Origin of the sequence: Rubritalea spongiae (genome assembly GCF_042652385.1) — a bacterium.
Lineage (GTDB): Bacteria > Verrucomicrobiota > Verrucomicrobiia > Verrucomicrobiales > Akkermansiaceae > Rubritalea > Rubritalea spongiae.
Genome location: NZ_JBHSJM010000001.1, coordinates 3,150,478 through 3,169,316, shown reverse-complemented (window position 1 = coordinate 3,169,316; position 18,839 = coordinate 3,150,478). Strand labels below are relative to the sequence as shown.

Annotated in this window: 17 protein-coding genes; 7 read left to right on the top strand and 10 right to left on the bottom strand. The window is 48.0% G+C overall.

Going from position 1 to position 18,839, the window contains the following annotated elements:
* The first annotated feature begins 109 nt into the window (after positions 1-109).
* The 3 genes from xylA to ACFPK9_RS14100 all read left to right on the top strand — a co-directional run bounded on the left by xylA (position 110) and on the right by ACFPK9_RS14100 (position 4,494).
* Positions 110-1,423 carry a xylose isomerase gene (xylA, locus tag ACFPK9_RS14110; protein ID WP_377095688.1) on the top strand — a complete coding sequence of 438 codons (1,314 nt, stop codon included), beginning with the start codon at positions 110-112 and terminating at the stop codon, positions 1,421-1,423.
* Between the two features lie 85 nt (positions 1,424-1,508).
* Entirely contained in the window at positions 1,509-3,095 is a 1,587-nt protein-coding gene (locus ACFPK9_RS14105; RefSeq protein WP_377095686.1) for a xylulokinase, read from the top strand.
* 88 nt (positions 3,096-3,183) lie between these two features.
* A complete protein-coding gene (locus ACFPK9_RS14100; RefSeq protein ID WP_377095684.1) occupies positions 3,184-4,494 on the top strand; it encodes an MATE family efflux transporter in 1,311 nt (436 codons plus the stop codon).
* Here the strand turns inward: ACFPK9_RS14100 and ACFPK9_RS14095 are convergent.
* Positions 4,491-5,015 (bottom strand): hypothetical protein, encoded by a 525-nt coding sequence (locus ACFPK9_RS14095; protein WP_377095682.1) that lies wholly within the window; start codon positions 5,013-5,015, stop codon positions 4,491-4,493. The genes ACFPK9_RS14100 and ACFPK9_RS14095 overlap by 4 nt on opposite strands.
* Positions 5,016-5,137: 122 nt before the next feature.
* On the opposite strand from ACFPK9_RS14095, the gene ACFPK9_RS14090 reads away from it, so the two are divergent.
* From ACFPK9_RS14090 to ACFPK9_RS14075, 4 genes are all read left to right on the top strand, one after another.
* Positions 5,138-5,458, top strand: coding sequence for an ArsR/SmtB family transcription factor (locus ACFPK9_RS14090; protein ID WP_377095680.1), 321 nt, complete (start codon positions 5,138-5,140; stop codon positions 5,456-5,458).
* Between the two features lie 27 nt (positions 5,459-5,485).
* Positions 5,486-6,487, top strand: a complete 1,002-nt coding sequence (locus tag ACFPK9_RS14085; RefSeq protein ID WP_377095678.1) for an ArsJ-associated glyceraldehyde-3-phosphate dehydrogenase — start codon at positions 5,486-5,488, stop codon at positions 6,485-6,487.
* An 18-nt stretch (positions 6,488-6,505) separates the two neighbouring features.
* Positions 6,506-7,744, top strand: a complete 1,239-nt coding sequence (arsJ, locus tag ACFPK9_RS14080; RefSeq protein WP_377095676.1) for an organoarsenical effux MFS transporter ArsJ — start codon at positions 6,506-6,508, stop codon at positions 7,742-7,744.
* Positions 7,745-7,893: 149 nt separating this feature from the next.
* Positions 7,894-10,404 (top strand): M16 family metallopeptidase, encoded by a 2,511-nt coding sequence (locus ACFPK9_RS14075; RefSeq protein WP_377095674.1) that lies wholly within the window; start codon positions 7,894-7,896, stop codon positions 10,402-10,404.
* Between the two features lie 88 nt (positions 10,405-10,492).
* On the opposite strand, the gene ACFPK9_RS14070 is transcribed toward ACFPK9_RS14075, so the two are convergent.
* The 9 genes from ACFPK9_RS14070 to ACFPK9_RS14030 form a co-directional block, all read right to left on the bottom strand.
* Entirely contained in the window at positions 10,493-11,251 is a 759-nt protein-coding gene (locus ACFPK9_RS14070) for a PEP-CTERM sorting domain-containing protein (RefSeq protein WP_377095672.1), read from the bottom strand.
* Positions 11,252-11,554: 303 nt separating this feature from the next.
* On the bottom strand, positions 11,555-12,349 hold the full coding sequence (locus ACFPK9_RS14065; protein WP_377095670.1) for a PEP-CTERM sorting domain-containing protein: 795 nt from the start codon (positions 12,347-12,349) through the stop codon (positions 11,555-11,557).
* Positions 12,350-12,722: 373 nt separating this feature from the next.
* Positions 12,723-13,253: a cob(I)yrinic acid a,c-diamide adenosyltransferase gene (locus tag ACFPK9_RS14060; protein WP_377095668.1), complete on the bottom strand. Its 531-nt coding sequence runs from the start codon at positions 13,251-13,253 to the stop codon at positions 12,723-12,725.
* Between the two features lie 15 nt (positions 13,254-13,268).
* Complete coding sequence (locus tag ACFPK9_RS14055; RefSeq protein ID WP_377095667.1) at positions 13,269-13,568, bottom strand: Dabb family protein; 300 nt, start codon at positions 13,566-13,568, stop codon at positions 13,269-13,271.
* A gap of 57 nt (positions 13,569-13,625) precedes the next feature.
* Complete coding sequence (locus ACFPK9_RS14050) at positions 13,626-14,252, bottom strand: rhomboid family intramembrane serine protease (protein WP_377095665.1); 627 nt, start codon at positions 14,250-14,252, stop codon at positions 13,626-13,628.
* A gap of 58 nt (positions 14,253-14,310) precedes the next feature.
* Positions 14,311-14,874, bottom strand: a complete 564-nt coding sequence (locus tag ACFPK9_RS14045; protein WP_377095663.1) for an NADH-quinone oxidoreductase subunit C — start codon at positions 14,872-14,874, stop codon at positions 14,311-14,313.
* 4 nt (positions 14,875-14,878) lie between these two features.
* On the bottom strand, positions 14,879-15,403 hold the full coding sequence (gene nuoB, locus ACFPK9_RS14040) for an NADH-quinone oxidoreductase subunit NuoB (protein ID WP_377095661.1): 525 nt from the start codon (positions 15,401-15,403) through the stop codon (positions 14,879-14,881).
* 69 nt (positions 15,404-15,472) lie between these two features.
* Positions 15,473-15,949, bottom strand: a complete 477-nt coding sequence (locus ACFPK9_RS14035; protein WP_377095659.1) for an arsenate reductase/protein-tyrosine-phosphatase family protein — start codon at positions 15,947-15,949, stop codon at positions 15,473-15,475.
* Between the two features lie 43 nt (positions 15,950-15,992).
* Complete coding sequence (locus tag ACFPK9_RS14030) at positions 15,993-18,824, bottom strand: reprolysin-like metallopeptidase (protein ID WP_377095657.1); 2,832 nt, start codon at positions 18,822-18,824, stop codon at positions 15,993-15,995.
* Positions 18,825-18,839 lie beyond the last annotated feature (15 nt).

Sequence of the window (18,839 nt, the reverse complement as noted above, 5' to 3'; positions counted from 1 at the left end):
ACATTGCTGGCAATGATAAAATTTCGCAATATATCCAACCTCATTCGCGCATAAGCAAGACAAACTAAAATCAAGCAACTACCTTCCTACTCCGACAACATATCGTCCTATGTCTAATTATTTTTCTAACATTCCAAAAATCCAGTTCGAAGGCACTGGAACAAGCAACCCATTCGCATTCCGTCACTACAACCCAGATGAAACGATCATGGGCAAACCAATGAAAGAATGGCTTCGCTTTGCTGCCCCATACTGGCACGTCATGCGCAACGAACTCTCCGACCCTTTCGGCTCTGGAACCGCGCTCATGCCATGGGACGATAACTCAGACTCTCTCCAAAATGCTCTCAACCGCGTTCCCGTTTTCTTCGAATTCCTCGATAAAATGGGCATGGACTACTACTGCTGGCACGACCGCGACATCGCACCAGAAGGCGCGACCCTCGCTGAAACTCACTCAAACCTCGCAGCTGTCTGCGATGCTCTTGAAGCTCAGCAAAAAGCTACCGGTAAGAAACTCCTCTGGGGAACTTCCTGCCTATTCTCTCACCCGCGCTATTCGCAAGGTGCTGCAACCAGTCCAAATGCGAACGTCTACGCTTACGCTGCATCAAACGTAAAACACGCACTCGAGCAAACTCACCGTCTCGGCGGAGAAGGCTACACCTTCTGGGGTGGCCGTGAAGGTTACGCTACATTGCTCAACACTGACATGAAGCGCGAACTCGACCACCTCGCAGCCTTCTTCCACATGGCCGTCGATCACGCCAAAAAAATTGGTTACACTGGTCAGTTCTACATCGAGCCAAAACCAATGGAGCCAACCACTCACCAGTACGACTCCGATGCTGCTGCATGTCTCAACTTCCTCCGGGAGTACAACCTACTCGATCACTTTAAACTCAACCTCGAGACCAACCACGCCACTCTCGCCGGCCACTCCATGCAACACGAAATGGACGTAGCTCTCGGCGCCGATGCTCTAGGTTCTATCGATGCTAACCAAGGTGACGAACTTATCGGTTGGGACACTGACCAGTTCCCTACAGACATCTACATGGCGACGCATGTCATGATCCGCATCATCAAAATGGGCGGATTCACCACCGGCGGACTCAACTTCGACGCTAAGCGCCGTCGCGAATCACACGAACTCGAAGACCTCTTCCATGCCCACATCGGCGGCATGGACACCTTCGCTCGTGGTCTCAAGATCGCAGCTAAGATTGTAGAAGACGGACGCTTCGATGAACTCGTCGCACAGCGCTACTCCACCTTCGACTCCGGTATCGGAGCTGACGTGGAAGCAGGCAAGACCACCCTCGATAGCCTCGACGCATACGCCCACACCATCGACGCACCAGTCCTCGCTTCTGGTCGCCAGGAAATGCTCGAAAACCTTCTCAACGATTACATCGTTTAATCAGACTTCACCACGATCCTAATTGTCTAGGGCAACTTATTGCGAAATAAGTTGCCCTACTTCATTCTAACAACAGCACACCACCATGTATTTAGGTCTAGACGCCTCTACCCAATCTATCTCTGGAATCATCATCGACCCAGCCAATGGTTCGATCATTGCTGAAGCCAGCATCAACTTTGGAAATACGTTACCAGAGTACCAATCTCCATCAGGGTTTCTCCCAAATGGCGAAAATGGGGAAGTTCACGCTGACCCAGGCATGTGGTTAGACGCTCTCGAACTCCTTCTCGATCAACTCAAGGAGCAAACAGACCTTTCAAAAATTAAAGCCATCTCAGGCGCTGGCCAACAACACGCCACGGTCTACCTCAACAACTCTTTCACGAGCACTCTGGCTGCTCTCACCCCCGAAAAACCACTTTCCGAACAAATCCAACCCACGCTCTCGCGCTCAACAGCACCCATCTGGATGGATAGCTCAACGTCTGAAGAATGTGCTGAGATTGCCCAAGCTCTCGGTGGCGACGAGCAAGTCTGCGCTATTTCTGGCTCCACTGCGACCCCACGCTTCTCCGGTCCGCAAATTAGAAAATTCGCAAAAACCGACCCAGCAAGCTACGCAGCAACCACTCTCATCCACCTCAACTCATCCTTCTTCGCCTCTGTCCTCGCAGGTAAATCCTCCCCCATCGATCTCGGTGACGGCGCCGGCATGAACCTCGTAAATCTAACAAATGCTAACTGGGACCCAGCCCTACTCGAAGCCACAGCCCCTAATCTAGTAGACAAGCTCCCTCCCCTCGCAAGCTCCGGTAGCTTTGTATCCAACATTTCTTCCTACTTCGTCGAGAAGTACGGATTCCAGCCCGACTGCAGAATTCTCACATGGACAGGCGACAATCCAGCCAGCCTCGTAGGCATGGGAGCCGCCCACCCTGGCAAGCTCGTCATCAGCCTCGGCACCAGCGATACACTTTTCGCAGCCATGCCTGAAGCTCTCACCGACCCTAACGGCTATGGTCACGTGTTCGGCAACCCACTCGGCGGCTTTATGACTCTCACCTGCATTGCCAATGGCTCACTCGCACGCGAAACAGTCAAAGAAAATGACAAGCTTAGCTGGAACGATTTCGAACGCGATTCCATTGCATCCCAGCCAGCAGGCAACAATGGCAAATTCGCGCTACCATTCTTCATCCCAGAAATCACCCCACGAGTCTCACCAAACGAACTCGTCACTAACAACTGGGACTATGCAACTGCAGACACAGCCACAAAAGTTCGCGGCGTGCTCGAGGGGCAATTCCTCAACATCCGCTACAACACCGAGTGGTTAGAGCTCACACCTGAAACAGTGCTCCTCACAGGGGGTGCCTCAAAAAATACAGGCATAGCACAATGCGCGGCCAATGTATTCCAAGCCGAAACCAAGCGGATCAACGTCTCCAGCTCCGTAGCACTTGGCGGAGCCTTCCTTGCCGCCATCGATAGTGGTTATAATTACGACTCACTCGTTGAACAATTCTGTCCAACTGCCCCACATTCTACAGTACAACCAGAAAGTGATTCTAACTTCTATCCATCACACCGCAGCGAACTAGAAGCAATCATTCAGCAACTATGCTCTAACGAGCGCGCCAGCCAACAGGACTGTGTCCTAACACCTTAGTCCAGTAGAGCAACTTAAGTCCTTCGCGAGATTTAGCCGTTTATTCTTTGAATCTCATTAAAGCTGCGTGAATGTTCTCGCAGCTCAAATGAACCTACGCGAAACTAAAAGCATCTTCACCCTCGCCGTCCCTCTCGTCATCGGCCAATTAGGGCAAATGCTCTTGGGCGTAGTCGACACCATCATGGTCGGCAAGGTTGGAGTCCTCGACCTCGCTGCTCTTAGTTTCGCCAACAGCCTGTGGATTGTCCCCTTCGTTTTTGGCATTGGCGTTCTCACCTGCGTCTCCATCCACACATCATCCGCCAGAGGCAAAGGCGAAACCGCCTTCGCGCGCAATGTCTGCCGAAATGGGCTCTACCTCGGGGCACTCATTGGTTTAGTAATGTTTCTCCTCTCAATGCTGGCCTTCCCTTTTCTCGACCAGCTCAAGCAGCCGCCCGAAGTTGTTGCGCGCTCCGAGATCTATTACCTCATTATAATGCTGTCATTGATCCCTTGCATCATGTCGCTGGCTCTCAAAAACCACGCCGATGCTCTCGACCGCCCTTGGCCCGCATTCTGGATTTTTATGGCTGGAGTCGGCTTAAATATTCTCCTCAATGCCGCCCTCATCTTCGGCCTCTGGGGCTTCCCTGAACTCGGCCTCGAAGGCGCAGGCATCTCCACCTTCGTCGCTCGCATCTTTATTGTCATAGGAATGATCTGGTGGTTCTCCAAGGACCGAAGCCTTAGCGACTGGATTCCCGAACATTGGCTCAAGAAACCTGACTGGAAAGAAATTGCCTCTCTCCTCAAACTTGGTTTTCCCGCAGGTTTACAAACACTCGCAGAAGTAAGCACCTTTGCTGCAGCGGGACTCATGATCGGCGTCTTTGGAGCTGAAGCTCTAGCGGCCCACCAGATCGCTCTGCAGTCTTCAGGTATGGCATTCATGATCCCGCTAGGTATCTCGATGGCTCTCACAGTTCGCATGGGGGAAACAGGAAATGATACCCAACGCCAGCGCAGTATCGTCACTACCGGTTGGGTTCTCACCCTCATTTCCTCCTGCACCACCGCAGCTATTTTCATCTTCGCAGGAACAACCATTGCTAACTGGTTCATCGATAACTCTGGCATCGTCAGCCTCGCAGCATCACTACTAATCGTCTCTGGAGTTTTCCAAATTGTCGATGGACTTCAAGTCGCCTCCACCGGCCTACTCCGTGGTCTCCACGACACCCGCACTCCAGCAAATATTGCTATCCTTTCCTACTGGGTAGTCGGCATCCCTTCTGGCTACCTCTACGCCCACTACTTCGGCCTCGAAGCACGCGGCATCTGGTGGGGACTCGCTACCGGTCTAGGAGTTGCAAGCCTTTTCCTCTCAGCGCGCGTCTGGAAAAAAACTGCCTAATCGAACTCGCCACCAGCTGGTGGCACATCTTGCACATAACGGTTAAACACCAAAAAACACGCTAAAGTGATCGCTAGCTCCGAGTATGCAGCGTCGCACTCACCACGCAGCACAACGCGCCCCGCTTCCTTAGCTGGACGAATCACCAACTTATCTTTGAACAGAAAGATCGGCAGCCCATCTTCTTGACTCTCTTTCAATACTTCACTCCGCTCAGGCTCTAACTTTTCAATAATTTCACAGCCCTCGACCTCGCTCCCATCTTGCGACTTCTGCAGATCTAGCAAAAAATCCTCCGTTTCAACTCGTCCCTGAATTCCCAGCACTCCTAGCTGCCCACTCACAGGTGAAAAGGTTGCCAAGGCTTCAGCAACGCCACTCCCATCCATTTTCTCGGCCAGGCCTCTAGCAAAATAGAATTTCACAATAAAATCACCAAAATCAATTTCGTCAGAAGACGGCCACTTGATAAATGGAAGCCACTTCGCCGAGTGCCATAAAATACGTGCTTCAAATTCCACGGCAAAATTTAGCCATTTCCCCCACCTCGCTTCAAATCGATTCCTTCCTAAAATCTCACATCGTCAAATTTGTCACAAATCACCAGTTGCAATCTCATCGATATTTCAATAACTGTCGAAATATGACATCGCAAGACGCAGTTCTCAAACTTGGAGCGCTCTCTCAGGAATCTCGCTTAGAGATTTTTCGACTACTCGTGCGCCAAGGCGAAGAAGGGCTATGTGCTGGTGAAATTGCAGAGCGCATGAAGATCCAGCCCAACACCCTCTCGTTCCACTTAAAAGAACTAACCTCCTCCGGTCTCATTCAAAGCAAGCGTCAAGGCCGTAGCATCATCTACAGCCTCGAAGTCGATGGCATGCGCGACCTCATCCAGTTCCTCACCGAGGATTGCTGCCAAGGTCGCCCAGAACTCTGCGCTCCTGACAACAACTGCTGCTAAACACTTTCTACTTAACCTAAATTATCTATGAAAATTGGAATCAATGGCTTCGGCCGTATGGGAAGGCTCGGCTTCAGAGCTGGCTTCGACAACAAAGAGTACACAATCACTCAAATCAACGAACTCGGTGGACCTGCTGCCACTGCCGCTCACCTTCTCGAGTTCGACACTGTTCATGGCCGTTGGCAACGCGATATTAGCCACACTGACGACTCAATTACCGTCGAAGGACAAGAAATCGCATTCAGCCAAAATGCTAAAATCGAAGACACTGATTGGTCCAGCTGCGACATCGTCATCGAAGCCACAGGTAAATTCAAAACCGTCGCACAACTCGAAGCCTACTTCGCCCAAGGCGTTAAAAAAGTAGTCGTCGCCGCGCCAGTCAAAGAAGACGAGGCTCTCAATGTTGTCATGGGCTGTAACGACGACCTCTACGATCCCGCCAAGCACCGCATAGTCACCGCCGCCTCCTGCACCACCAACTGTATCGCGCCGCCAATCAAAGTCGTACACGAAAAAATTGGCATCGTCCGTGGCACAATCACCACTTTACACGACCTCACCAACACCCAAGTCATCGTTGATGCTCCGCACAAGGATCTCCGCCGTGCGCGCTCAGCAGTCAACTCGCTTATCCCGACCACTACTGGTTCTGCCACTGCGATCACAATGATCTACCCTGAGCTCAAAGGAAAACTCAATGGCCACGCTATCCGCGTGCCTTTGCTCAATGCCTCCATCACTGACTGCGTCTTCGAGCTCAAACGCGAAGTCACTGTCGAAGAAGTAAATACTCTACTCAAAGAGGCCGCAGAAGGAGAACTCAAAGGCATCTTAGGCTACGAAGAGAAGCCTCTCGTCTCCGCAGACTACACCAATGACACACGCTCAGGTATCATCGATGCTCCATCCACCATGGTAGTCGACGGCACCATGCTTAAACTTTACGTCTGGTACGACAATGAAGTCGGTTACGCCAACCGCCTCATGGATCTCGTCACTAAGGTGGCCCAATCCATTTCCTAACAAAACCATTCAGACACCGTGACTAAAGGAACCTACGCACTCGTCACTCTAGCGTACTGGGCATTCATGCTCACTGACGGAGCTTTGCGCATGATTGTGCTCTTGCACTTCCATGAGCTCGGCTATTCACCCGTCCAACTCGCCTTTCTTTTCTTACTCTACGAATGTGCAGGCATTGCTACCAACTTAGTTGGCGGCTGGGTAGGTTCCCGTTACGGACTCAGAAAAACTCTCTTCGTCGGTCTCACACTTCAGATCATCGCGCTCTCAGCGCTGACCTTAGTCGATAGCTCTTGGCAACACCTCGTTGCGGTTGGTTTCGTCATGCTCGTTCAAGCTCTCGCTGGTGTATCTAAAGATCTCACAAAAATGAGTTCCAAGAGCGCCGTCAAACTCGTCATCAACGACAGCTCGAATAATGAAGGCAAACTCTTCAAATGGGTGGCAGCACTCACTGGCTCAAAGAACGCGCTAAAAGGCGTCGGCTTCTTCCTCGGCAGTCTTCTCCTTTCCACATTAGGATTCGATAACGCCCTCTACAGCCTTGCTGCTATGCTTGTCGTTGTACTCATTATCAGCCTCATTTGGGTCAAAGGCAGCTTCGGTAAATCCAAACAAAAAACAAAGTTCTCCCAGCTTTTTTCTAAAAGTCCGGCGATCAACCGACTTTCCTTCGCTCGCGCATTCCTCTTCGCCTCACGCGATGTCTGGTTCGTCGTCGGCCTGCCTATTTTCCTCCACGATGTCCTCCACTGGGACTTCTGGAAAGTTGGTGGGTTTATGGCCTGCTGGGTCATCGGCTATGGTTTTGTCCAAGCATTTGCACCGAAGCTCACTGGCATCAAGCCGTCGCAAAAAAGTGCCGACTCACTCGCTCACTGTGTTAAATCTGCCAAGATTTGGGTATTCATACTCAGTGGCATCTGCGCCATCATGGCGATCGCAGTCACTGCGGACTTCCACCTCACCACCACACTAATCGGAGGGCTATGCGTCTTTGGCTTCATCTTCGCCATAAATTCCTCCCTCCACTCCTACCTTATCCTCGCCTATACAGATGAAGACAGCGTTTCGCTTAATGTCGGTTTCTATTACATGGCGAACGCCTGCGGTCGATTATTAGGAACCCTTCTTTCTGGTACTGTCTACCTTATCGCGGGCCTACCAGCCTGCCTATGGACAGCTTCAATACTCACTCTCATCGCAGCAATAAGCTCACTCAAACTCCCAAATTCAGCAAAAGCCCTTACTGCTTGATTGATTATCGAAACGTTCATCCTCAAAAATATTCTAAAAGCCACAGCTCCTCTGAGTTGTGGCTTTTTTATGGAATTTCATTTCGCTAATCAGCCAAACTTTCTCATCGTCATTTTTTCTGAGTCACCCATCATCCGCCCCACAAGAATATGTTTCCAGACACTACAGCCACTCTACATACGCTCGATAACGGACTCAAAGTCATCCTCGATTCCGACTCCTCCGCTCCAGTCATTTCGACCCAAGTTTGGGTAGAAACCGGTAGCATCCATGAAGGAGATTGGATGGGCGCCGGACTTTCGCACTTACTCGAACACATGGTCTTCAAAGGCACTGAATCTTTCACAGGAGAAGAACTCTCTCAGACAGTTCAAGCTGCAGGTGGCCAATGGAATGCCTACACCACTTTTGACAGAACCGTCTACTATATTGATGGCCCGAAAGAATCTGCTGAAACCTTCCTCAAAGCTGTCACTGAAATGGTCTTTAAACCCAGCTTCCCCGAAGATGAATTTGAAAAGGAAAAGGACGTTATTCGCCGTGAAATCGATATGGGACTCGATGACCCAGACAGCCGCGCATCACGCCAACTATTTGCCACAGCCTTAGCAAACGACGGTAGATCACAACCAGTCATCGGCCACTTAGAACTTTTTAACAAAGTCACTCACGCCGACATGATCGCTTACCACCAAGCGCGCTATACCACTGAAAATTCCTTCCTCGCTATCTCTGGTGATTTTGACAAAGTTGAGATACTAGAAACTCTAAAAAAACTCGTTGGGAGCATTCCTCGCAGTTTTACTCTGCAGCCACAAGTCAGCGAAGAACCACCACAATTAGGAAAACGCCTCCAGCGCTCCACTTTCGCCATCCCAGCCACGCAGCTCACCTTGGCTTGGCAAGTTCCTGGACTCACCCATCCCGACGCAGCCGCCCTCGAACTACTTTCAACGATTCTTGGAGGAGGTCGTTCATCACGTCTCTACCAGAGCATTCGCGAGCAACAAGGCCTCTGCCTCCATATCGCCTCTTGGGCATGGATCACCAAACAACACACTGGCCTATTCAGCGTATCAGCCGAAGTCCCATACGAGCAACGCGAAGAGCTTGAGCAAGCTATCTACCTAGAAATAGAAAAACTCTGCGGAGCGCCACTCGACGCCGAACTTGCTAAAGCCAAGCGCATGACCTTGGTATCCCAATTTAAAACGCTCACCACAGCTTCGGGCCGTGCCTCCGACCTTGCTAGTAATTGGCATGAAGCACGTAACCTTAACTTCACTAAGGACTTCGTCACTGACATCGAAAAGATCAACGAAGCCGACATCCGACGTGTCTGCCAGCAATACTTGTTAGATCATAGCAAACTCACCGTCACCTCACTCGATCCTGAAGGCTCCGACGAGAATGCCGCCCAACAAGAATCTAGCAATACAGAGAAAGAAATCACCAGCCACACACTGAGCAATGGTCTCGAACTGCACCTTTGTGCTGATTCTCGCCTCCCAATGGTTTCAATCCAAGCAGCTATTCGCGGCGGGCTCACTGCCGAAACTCCTGAAAATGCCGGCATTTCCACCTTGCTCTCCGCACTTCTCACCAAAGGAACACGCTCTCGCAGCGGAGCCGAAATCGCTACACAGTTAGAAACTCTTGGAGCAAGCTTGAATGCCAGCTCTGGTAATAACACCTCTGCGGTCGCAGCCAGCTGCCTCAGTCAAGATCTCGATACCGTGTTGGAAATATTTGGAGATGCCTTCGCGAATCCAGCCTTCCACCAGGAAAACATAGACTTCGAGCGCAAAGCACAACTCACAGCCTTGTTAGAGCAAAACGAAGATCCAGTCTCTCTCGCCTTCCGCACCATGCGCTCCAAGCTATTTGCAGGACAAGGCTATGGCATCAACCGCTTAGGAACTGAAAACTCACTCGAATCCATCAGCCAACTAGCTATCAACGCACATCACTCTCTCTACTACACTGCCACCAACACTAAGATATCGATCTTTGGCAATATTGAGAAAGATGAAGTCATAGAACTTGCTGAAAAACATTTGAGCCAAATCCAACCAGGCCAAGTTCATTACAGTTCTTCTCAGGCACACGGAGAACCAAGTGAAATCAAACTCACACTCGACAAGCAACAAGCAGTCCTAGCACTCGGCTACCGAGGAGCCTCGATTCACTCTGAAGACATCCACGCACTCGATCTCCTACACGCTTGGTGCGCTGACATGGCGGGCCCCCTCTTCACCCGAATCCGAGAAGAACTAGGCCTCGCCTATTACTGTAGTGCTACTCAATTTCGCGGACACGACACAGGGCTGTTCGGCTTCTACCTAGGAACTTCTCCTGATCAAATAGATCTCGCAAAAGCAGAACTTTTCAAAACAATTCAAACCATCGCTACAGAAGGAATGAGCGAATCTACCCTCGATTCCGTCAAAAACTCATGGCTCGCCAAGCAAGCTCTCAGTAACCAATCTAACAGTGCGATGGCTCGTCTCTGCGCAATCGATACAGCCCTAGGATTCAGCCCTACCCATCACCGAGAAATCACTGAAAAAATCAAAGCCGTCACCACCGGTGAAATCCTCGCTGCCGCCCAAAAGTATTTTAAAGACCAACAAGTCACTATCGTTACCGTCATTCCATAATTTCATGGTGACATCTGAACAATAAAAAGCCCTCGCACCACATGCGAGGGCTCTAATAATTAAGAATTACTCACTGATCTCCCTGCAATTACTTGCGGCGACGCATGATTAGCGCAAGTCCACCAAGACCAAGCAACGCTGTTGAGGATGGCTCAGGAACTGCAGTTGTTACAGTAGTTGTTGTTGTCGGTGTACCATCCGCAAAAGTAAGGCTTCCTCCATAAACATATGCTGTCCGGTTCGAATTGATTGCCGCATACGTAAATGTAACTTGAGAAAGGTCTGTAATATTATATTGAACTGCGCCCTGGGCCTGCGTAGTAGTCAATTCAGTATCTCCTGGCTGTGGGTTAGCTATGGTAGATTGCCCCTGAGCACTGAATGTAGTTCCGTTTGCATCGGTCGTCACAGACAAAAAGTTATTATCTGCTAAGGTATATGTTCCAGGCGTAGCAATCGTCAATTTCTCATGAGCTCCGTTACTTCCGCCACCTTCAATATCAGCAAACATCAGAGACCAATCATACGATGCTACTGGATTATATAAATTAGTGTAGCTGGCATCTTGGTATAGCGATAGTGTGAATGTAATACTATCATTTTTTGCCAAAGTAATACCAGTATTGCTACTGGTGCCGCTATAGTTCGTAGCCGGTTCTGATGATACAAGACGAGCATAAATATCGCTAGTACCATCATTTGCCACTATACCATAACTCACTGTATCGAAGCCACCTGATGTGACCACAGATGTGTTAGGATCAAAGTTACTAAAATCAAGGATAATCGTACCATATGAAGGTAGCGCAGCTCCGAGAGCTACTAAGGGGATTAATACTTTTTTCATTTTTTTATCTATTGAATTATCTCTATGCACCAACATGTGTCATTCACATCATGCTGGAACACCCACCTACTAACACACAAACGAGCGCAGCACAAGTGTATTGATATAAATAATCGACCAATAAAATTCTTCAAATGTATAAATATAATTCACAAATACAAACATATGTATAAATACATCATAAACCTCAATACTTGATGCACCCATGTGTGTGATTTATAACAACCGCCTCATAAAAATAAAAAAGCTCCCACTATAAAAGTGAAAGCTTTGAAAAGGATTAACAATGATACAATTTAGACATTACTTGCGGCGACGCAAAATGAGCGCAAGACTACCTAAACCGAGTAGCATAGTAGATGAAGGCTCAGGCACTGCTGTAACAGTTGTGGTGTCTGTATCAAATGTGCCAAAAGTCAAGTTGCCACCATCAATCAAGAGATTGCGTTGACCTGAATTGTAGTTATTTACAATAGTGTAATCAAAGTTCACGGATGCTGTATCAGTAAAAGTAAATGATGCCGCTACATCAGCTTGAGCTTGATTGAAAGACGTGAGCCCGTCCTGCCCAGGAACTCCGTTTGTATTGATTCCTGATGCCGTAACAGATCCATCAGCATTGTTCGTAATAGTAAGCTCCGTAGTTGTCGTATAAGTGACCACTGATGGTGTATAAACCGTCACAATATCATAATACTTATCTCCTTCAGTGTTATGCCCGTCAATATCATAGAAAAATAGATCGTAAGAAAAACTTACACCTGGATCATAAACTTCAGTTAGCTCTTCATTTTGATACAAGGTCAGAGTAAAGTTTGTCGTGGTATTAGGAGCTTGGTTAATCTTCACATCATCTGCAGCAGAACCACTGCCACCACTGCCACCTTGAGTGTAAGAAGTCTCCGCGACGATGAGCGCGTAGATGTCGGTAGTCCCATCATTGGCAATAGGAGCTGTAAAACTCATTGTACCATCGTTGTTTAACTCAGTTTGTTTATCAACTGATCCAAAATTTAAATCAATCGAAGCAGCATGGGCTGATCCGAGAAGGCTTACTAAACATAAGCTGTAAAGTGATGAACTGCTAAAATTTTTCATTTGTTTGGAGGAGTTCGTGATTCTTAAAGCGCATTCATGCTTTTTTCGTGAGCGCACTGCGCGCTTAACACACAGCATATACAATGCCAACCTTTATATCAAAAAAATCGCCGAGGTAATGAGCTGGATTTTTTCCTTTATCTAAATAAGAAAAAAGTAAGCTGTAGCTAAATAGCAGCATTTACTCTTCGCTCATCTGTACGACTTTTTCCCTTAATTCATAAGAGGCAATCAAACATGACACTCCAATAAGAGCTACTAAAGTGATAATAATCCAGTCAGTTGGTATTTTTTTAGTCACACCTAACATACTGCACAGATCGAGAAATCTTTCAACTAATCTGTGACTCTAACTGGTTACATTTTTGTAACCTCAATCCTCAACATCCCGAACTCTTGCTAGCAGCCAAAGCACATCGGAAAGTCGGTTCAAAAACTGGCGGGCGACACTGAGATAGTCATCTTCGATCTCCCAGCTCACTAGCTCAGATCGACGGCACACTGTTCTAGCCACGTCCAAATATGCGCCTGCAATGGCACCAGCTTTCCCGGGACGTGACCAACCACGAAAACGATGTCCTTTTTCATCTTCAAGCTCCCTAACAATTGAGTCTAACCACTCAACGTCAGCCTGACTTATCCCTTGATAAGCTCTTTCTTTATACTTCTGGTGATCTTCAGAATCAGTCGCAACTTCTCCCATCAGACCAACGAGACGATTTTGTATACCATCGATACAATCACTCAGTTCATCAGAAACCTCAGCCGATCTCACAACGCCAAGTTGGGCATTCAATTCATCCACAGCTCCGCAACACGCGACCCGTGGATGATTCTTTGGCACTCGCTTCCCGAAGAGCAAGTCAGTCTCACCGCTATCCCCTCTTCGGGTACTAATACTCATACCAAAAGTAGTTCATTACTCGACATCAGAGACACGTACTTTCTCCCAGATCTCTTTGAATGAATCAACAAATACATCGTGTTCAGGGTCTACTTGATAAGCGTCGTGCTTCTCAATAGAGTCAAAAGTAATATAGAGACCGTAATCAAAAGTATTATCACTTACTGGACGCACGAGAGTCTTAGCTGGCTTTCCCCAACCACCAGTAGCCGTGTGTTCAATCTTAGTCATCGCTTCAAGTCCCTTTTCAAAGGCCGCGAGAGTTTCAGCATTCTTGTGTTCTTCCTTAATCCAAAAATAAACGTGATGTTGCATGTGCAAGTTCTGCCTAGCTAACCACTGCATTCCAAGAAGAATTTTAAGGAAACAGCACTAACGAATCATACGTAGAATATACTGCCCACAAAAGAGTCCTGCTATGCCGCCACCAAAATGGCATGCGTGGGACACATAAAACATTTCCTCACCAAAGACATTACCTAACATTTCTCCTATTGAAGAGAAAACTGGCACCCCAAGAGCAGGTGTCAACAAAGCCAAACACAACGAGCTTATAAGAAATCCCATGCCAAGATGCTTCGAGCGTATCCGCGTCACCCAAATTCGATGATCTGGATCAAGCGTTGTGAGACAAAGTAACAATCCCATCATTCCTCCTGACACTCCCACTAGCACCCCCTGTTGGTTTTCCGGAAGAAAAACGTTCATCAACAAGTACCCTCCACCCCCTAATAATACCGCCAGCATGGTCACCGCCAGCGCCTTCTTCCAATCTAAGATCTGCTGCAGTTTGAGACCTAACAACGCAATGCACATCGTATTCACCGCCAAGTGCCACCAATTTCCATGCAAAAATCCGTAGCTTAAGAACTGCCACACTTTCCCATTTACTATGCCATCTAAGCTCAAGCCAAAGACTTCATAAATAGCATTCACATCCTGCACACATGTACTCAGGACCACATGAATTAAGATGAGTAATAGACAGAAAGTTTTCATGAAAAACTCCGAGCAAAGCCTAATGCTTCCACTCGGAGTATAGTAAATTAATTAGAGCTTAGCTCTCACCTTTAGCTCTAGGCTCGCCAGACACGGTGTCTCTGGCTGAAGAACTAGTCACGAAAGGACCGCCCTCCATCGGAGCCACGCCAGTAAATGCCACATCAGGCATTTCTGTTGGCTTACCTGCGAGAGGAAACTCCTTACGCAGCGGATAGTATGGATAGCCCTCCCACATCAAAATACGTTTGAGGTTTGGGTGATCCGTAAACTTGATACCCATCATGTCGTAAACTTCCCGCTCGTGCCAATCAGCCGTTTTCCAGAGACTCACCACACTCCGAACATCTTCTTCTTCCGCCACAGGAGCTTTCACCCGTAAATGCTGCGAATCATCCACCGATGCCAATTCATACACAATCTCAAAGCGCGGATGAACCGATTCATGATCAACACTACAAATATCAATCAAGAAGTCGAAGCCAAGATTTTCCTTGCAATACACCATCACACCATAAAGTGAAGCTAGCTCCACCATGACAGTTTCTTCACCTCGAAATTCTTTAGAACTTAACACCTTCTCACCGAAGGCTTCTTCAATTTTAGCAATAAACTCCCCCATCTCCTTAGACTCTTTCTGGTTCTTTCTTCAGCCCCTTCGCAGACTCTTCCTTCTCAATTTTCGCCTGAAGCTTCATCAATCCTTCGATCAATGCTTCAGGACGAGGAGGACAACCAGAAATGTAAACATCCACTGGAATTAAACGGTCGATCCCCTGAAGCGTCGCATAAGAACGATACATTCCACCAGATGACGCGCAGGCTCCCATAGCGATACACCACTTCGGTTCAGGCATCTGATCCCAAATCCGCTTCACCGCCAAAGCCATTTTATAAGTGACGGTTCCCGCTACGATCATTACATCGGCCTGACGCGGTGAAAAGCGCATCACTTCGGCACCAAATCTTGAAATATCAAATCGTGCAGACGCAGTCGCCATTAGCTCAATTGCACAACATGCCAAGCCCATCGGCATCGGCCATAGCGAGTTTTTGCGCATCCAGTTAATGGCTGCGTCGAGCTGTGTGAAAACCACATTACCTTCGATTTTAGAATCGTAGGCTAAATCGGTATTGTTAGGTTCTACCATAGGATTTTTAGGATTATCTAGCACTCTAGTAAGCAACTATTCCGCTACAAGCTTCAAATATTGAATCTTTTAATCTTCCTCAGATTCCATAAAGGCTATCAGCGAAGGAATTGCATGTTCAAAGAGCTCTCCCACCTGTTTGTACGCACGTGGTCCCATCCCGATTGGGTCAGGTACATCTAGTCCGGACTTTCCATTAATCTCGATGAAATCACAAACAAGATAGCACTTCGCCGCATGATCCGGGAATGCATCTGTCAGCATCGCTAAATGTGAATTCGTCATCGCGAACACATGGGTAGCATCCTCTAACATCTGCTCAGTCACCGAGCGGCTTCTGAAATTTTCCAACGCCGCACCTCGCTGTGCCAACTCATTCTGAGTATCAGGACTAATCGTATCGCCATCATATGCAGCCACGCCCGCTGACCCCAGCGCCACGAGCTTTTCATTCCCTTCCGCTGCCTTGCGGAAGAAACCTTCAGCCATCGGGCTGCGGCAGGTATTCCCAGTACATACGAATAAGACGCGCTTTTCAGAATTCATGATTAGAAACTCACAGTTCACGCCCTACTTTTCAAGCGGTATCTTACTCATCAATTTCAACAATGACTTTTCCAAAGCGCCGACTTACCTCTCCCACTTCGACCTCATCCTCTACAATCACCCGTTCCCAATCTGCGTCAATAGCAGTCACTGAGCTTTCCACCCCATTGCTCACCTCTTCTCCATCCACAAGATCATTAGAAAAAACCACTCGGTAGCTTAAATCCGAAGCTGAACGGTTGCGAAGAAACTCCACAGTAAGGCTATCCCCAACATCTGTAGGCAATGTAAAGTATGGCAAACCAGTAGTCCCGGTCCCAGGAGTAATCACTCGCGGCCCTGACACCGGCACAGTCATATTAAATGCATACTTTAGAAGATTCTCGATTCCGTCCCCCTCAGGCGTGGCCAGAATTCCAGCATTCGCTCGACTTAGAGATTGCTCCGAAGTCCAAGTCGCAAATTTAATGACTTCCGCTCCAAATAATTTTATCGAATCAATCGCCATATCACTACGATAACTAAAACCTGTGAGGCCTCTAAAACGAATCTTCACATCGTCCATTTCATCATAATCACTCAAATCGACCACCGCAGTTCTCCAGCTTTCAGCAGAAGATAACTGTTGTTGTCCTGAGAGCTCCCACACAGCATTGTCCCATTCACCATCGCTGTACACATCAACCGAGAGTGTTCCCATATCTGCTCCATACATGTGATAATCAAACTTTATGTGAAGGTTCATTTTAGTGGAAAAATCGAATGCAGCCTCTATCTCTGCAGTCGAATCATTGGCTCCTGATGAAGCCTCTGTGTAGAGATACCAAGCACTTTCACTTCCTGAGCTTGGCCCAGTGTTAGAGCTGGTAGTTCCACCGCTATCTCTGTCCCAGCTAATTTCACTGCCGGCATCAGCCCATATTCCCATACCGTTTTCAAAACTTTCTGCATAGAACTCCGAACGTAACGCTCCAGTAATAGGAATACAAAATTCTACCCCACTCAATCCACTATCAGAAACAACAAGAAGCGCCTTCTTTTGCCCCGTTCCATTCACATGGTAAGAAACCTCAAAAGTCGCAGTCTCCCCAAGTTCTAAATTCGTAGCACTTGGTGAAGTTAATGAAAAACTACTGCTATCCTCTCCTTGTAACTCGATAGTCAATGACTCTAACTCGTCACCGCCAACATTTCTCACCGTCAAAACATTTGAAACGGTTTGACCAATTATTTCTGAACCAATATCTACCATTTCAGAACCTTCAATCCGCGGATTCCCGGTGGCTTCCTCCAACTGAATTTTCGGCGCAACTCGCTCCTCTCTATTAGCTAGATAACTCGCATTCGCTAAAATATAATTCGCATTTCTAGCACCTAAATTAGGGTTCGAACCATCAAACCCAGCCCCAGCAACCACTGTATATCCCCCGTACACATATCTAGGGTCAGCAGAACTTGAGGCTGACGCATCATACCCATCTACAGCTCCTGTAGGAGCGCCTTGGTAGTTAATCTCTGGATCTGAAAAATAGGGAATTCTAGTCCAGCCCCAGTCATAACTCATCACAGTCCTTACCTTAGAAGAGCTCGTGGTAGTAAATCTCCACCCGTAATTGTGCTGACTCGTCCCTTCATCACTAGAACTATCTCCCCATGAATGATTACAGCCAATGTTATGACCCAACTCATGGACAAACGTAATTCGAGTAGAAGTCATATAAGTCCGAGCCACAATCATTGACTCACCAGGCCGATAAGCCACACCAGCTGAACCATCAGCACTACTAACTACAAATGCAGATCCATCTGCACCAAGAGCAAGCTTAAAATCGGTCACCACATCAAGCACTCCATCTACTTCATTCTGCAAATTCCCTAACTCGTCACCACTCCCCATATTGCCGTCTATGGCCCCAGGGAAACTATAAACAGGATCTTCAATCGTCCCTAAAAGCACCAGTTCAACTTCATCCCCTAACCCACTATTCGCAAACGCTAAGTTCGTGCGATCCACTGACGCTATAATCCTCGCCTCGATCGCCGCGGTTCCACCTTCAGCTTGACGCGCTGCAATACCGTAGCCAACCACATAATCAATGGTGATATTCGCACCGTCATAGCTTTCGATACCCTCAGACGCTCCACTCACCGCACTATTTGAATTATCATTTACCTCGCTCAAAGCTGAATCGCCAGGCTGTCCGCACGCTGCAGTAAAAGCCAGAGGATTCAATAAGCGGATCGCCACATTGCCATCGCCAGACGATGCATATTCAAAATGTGTATTTGTATCATAATAAGCTACCGTCCCAAAGACAGCCCCGTCATGAAACACCAATAGAACATCACCCTCAGGATCACTCGCATCCTTACCTAACAAAGTAACCGTCTCACTACCGCGTAAGAGCATTTTTTCGATTCTTACATCAGCCGAGCGACCTCGTCCAAGCGGTACAGTAATCAGCTCTGCATCAGAATCTATCAGCCGCTGCACAGCACCTCGCTCCCACTGCGCATCGACTACTGACAATGTTTCCTTACTTTTTGAAAGTGGCCCAAGACTCTTTCTATCTAGAACATGAAATAACTGCCCTGAAAACCGCTTTCCCGCGATTGTCTCTCTCTCGATTTCTTCTACTTCCCCATATCGCAGACGCTTATTCTCCCCCCTTTTCAACTGACCGTTAAGCTCCTGAATCGGCTTATATTGCCGAACAACATTATTTCCAAACTCCGCAGCCGAAAAGCGAGGCCGTTCTTTCTGCTCAGAGTGATTATTCTGAAGCTTTACTGATGGCTTCCATTCCACCCACAGGATTACACTCACCAGAAGGAAGCACAACACAAGGGGGAAAATGCGAAGTATATGTTTCATTATCACAAAACTCTG

What these genes read in the sequence shown, in the direction of transcription:
- ACFPK9_RS14070 (WP_377095672.1), bottom strand. Translation starts at nt 11,251, where the DNA reads ATGAAAAAAGTATTAATCCCCTTAGTAGCTCTCGGAGCTGCGCTACCT.
- ACFPK9_RS14060 (WP_377095668.1), bottom strand. Translation starts at nt 13,253, where the DNA reads ATGAGTATTAGTACCCGAAGAGGGGATAGCGGTGAGACTGACTTGCTC.
- ACFPK9_RS14085 (WP_377095678.1), top strand. Translation starts at nt 5,486, where the DNA reads ATGAAAATTGGAATCAATGGCTTCGGCCGTATGGGAAGGCTCGGCTTC.
- ACFPK9_RS14045 (WP_377095663.1), bottom strand. Translation starts at nt 14,874, where the DNA reads ATGGGGGAGTTTATTGCTAAAATTGAAGAAGCCTTCGGTGAGAAGGTG.
- ACFPK9_RS14035 (WP_377095659.1), bottom strand. Translation starts at nt 15,949, where the DNA reads ATGAATTCTGAAAAGCGCGTCTTATTCGTATGTACTGGGAATACCTGC.
- ACFPK9_RS14075 (WP_377095674.1), top strand. Translation starts at nt 7,894, where the DNA reads ATGTTTCCAGACACTACAGCCACTCTACATACGCTCGATAACGGACTC.
- ACFPK9_RS14055 (WP_377095667.1), bottom strand. Translation starts at nt 13,568, where the DNA reads ATGCAACATCACGTTTATTTTTGGATTAAGGAAGAACACAAGAATGCT.
- ACFPK9_RS14090 (WP_377095680.1), top strand. Translation starts at nt 5,138, where the DNA reads ATGACATCGCAAGACGCAGTTCTCAAACTTGGAGCGCTCTCTCAGGAA.
- ACFPK9_RS14100 (WP_377095684.1), top strand. Translation starts at nt 3,184, where the DNA reads ATGAACCTACGCGAAACTAAAAGCATCTTCACCCTCGCCGTCCCTCTC.
- ACFPK9_RS14030 (WP_377095657.1), bottom strand. Translation starts at nt 18,824, where the DNA reads ATGAAACATATACTTCGCATTTTCCCCCTTGTGTTGTGCTTCCTTCTG.
- ACFPK9_RS14105 (WP_377095686.1), top strand. Translation starts at nt 1,509, where the DNA reads ATGTATTTAGGTCTAGACGCCTCTACCCAATCTATCTCTGGAATCATC.
- nuoB (WP_377095661.1), bottom strand. Translation starts at nt 15,403, where the DNA reads ATGGTAGAACCTAACAATACCGATTTAGCCTACGATTCTAAAATCGAA.
- ACFPK9_RS14065 (WP_377095670.1), bottom strand. Translation starts at nt 12,349, where the DNA reads ATGAAAAATTTTAGCAGTTCATCACTTTACAGCTTATGTTTAGTAAGC.
- xylA (WP_377095688.1), top strand. Translation starts at nt 110, where the DNA reads ATGTCTAATTATTTTTCTAACATTCCAAAAATCCAGTTCGAAGGCACT.
- ACFPK9_RS14050 (WP_377095665.1), bottom strand. Translation starts at nt 14,252, where the DNA reads ATGAAAACTTTCTGTCTATTACTCATCTTAATTCATGTGGTCCTGAGT.